Below are 1058 nucleotides of genomic sequence, written 5' to 3'. Positions count from 1 at the left end.
CTTCCCGCCGCAGTCGTTCTGCTGATATGTGCCGCAGTAGTTCTGGTGATATGTTCGGCATCGCCGTGTATGGCTGTGAACTAAGGAGGTGAGACCGATCAACGCTGTTATGGGTCGGGGCTCCCTCTCTCACATGGCCTAGGGAGCGCCCGCAGAAGGCATCCCGAAAGGCTTGGAACGCTTTGCGCTTCATTTCTCAGACGTCGTCGGACGGCGTCACCGAACGGCTGTTCAACCTCGGCGAGACCCCCGGCGTGCTGTGGACGCCGGAAGACGCCGGCGGGGCTCGTCCCCTGATCCTGATGGGTCACGGCGGCGGGCAGCACAAGAAGGCTCCGGGCATCGTGGTCCGCGCACGCCATTTCGTCGTCGGGGGTGGTTTCGCGGTGGCCGCGGTCGATGCGCCCAACCACGGCGACCGGCCGAAGACCGAGGGGTTCGCCCGGATCGCGGCCGAGTTGCGAGCCGGCATGGTGGCGGGTGAGGACACCACCGCGCAGCTCGTCGCCATGCACATGTTCCTGGCCGAACAGGCCGTCCCGGAATGGCAGGCGGTCCTGACCGCGGTTCAAGAGCTCGACTTCGTCGGCACCGGTCCGGTGGGCTACTGGGGCATGTCGATGGGCTGCGGGCTCGGCATCCCCCTCCTCGCCGCGGAACCCCGGATCCACGCGGCGGTTCTGGGCCTGCTCGGCGTACACGGGTTGGCCGAGACCGCCGCCCGGGTCACCGTCCCGGTGCGGTTCCTGCTCCAGTGGGATGACGACATGGTGCCGCGAGCCCAGGGCCTGGAACTGTTCGACGCTCTGGCGTCGGCTGACAAGACGCTGCACGCCAACCCCGGAAAACACGGGGAGATCCCCGAGTTCGAGACCGGCGGTTCGCTGCGGTTCTTCACCCGGCATCTCGGTTAGGGCCGCCACTTCGTGGCCCGCGACGCGCCGGTCGGGCTTCGTTCCCGACCGGCGCGTTCACATCAGACCAGGCGTCTCTCAAAGCCAGACTTCGGAAATCACCGTGGGGGACGGAGCTACCTGAAGGGCGACTACGGCGAGGAC

The 1058-nt window shown here is 67.2% G+C and carries 1 protein-coding gene; it reads left to right on the top strand.

The window, feature by feature from the left end; genetic code table 11:
* Positions 1-182: 182 nt before the first annotated feature.
* The gene (locus tag ACZ6W9_RS36980) at positions 183-914 is read left to right on the top strand and encodes a dienelactone hydrolase family protein (RefSeq protein ID WP_389959752.1); all 732 of its coding nucleotides are present in this window, start codon (positions 183-185) and stop codon (positions 912-914) included.
* Positions 915-1058 lie beyond the last annotated feature (144 nt).

Source organism: Streptosporangium sp. NPDC053982 (genome assembly GCF_055585205.1).
The sequence above is the reverse complement of the archived record's forward strand: the minus strand, read 5'-3'. Positions and strand labels throughout refer to the sequence as shown.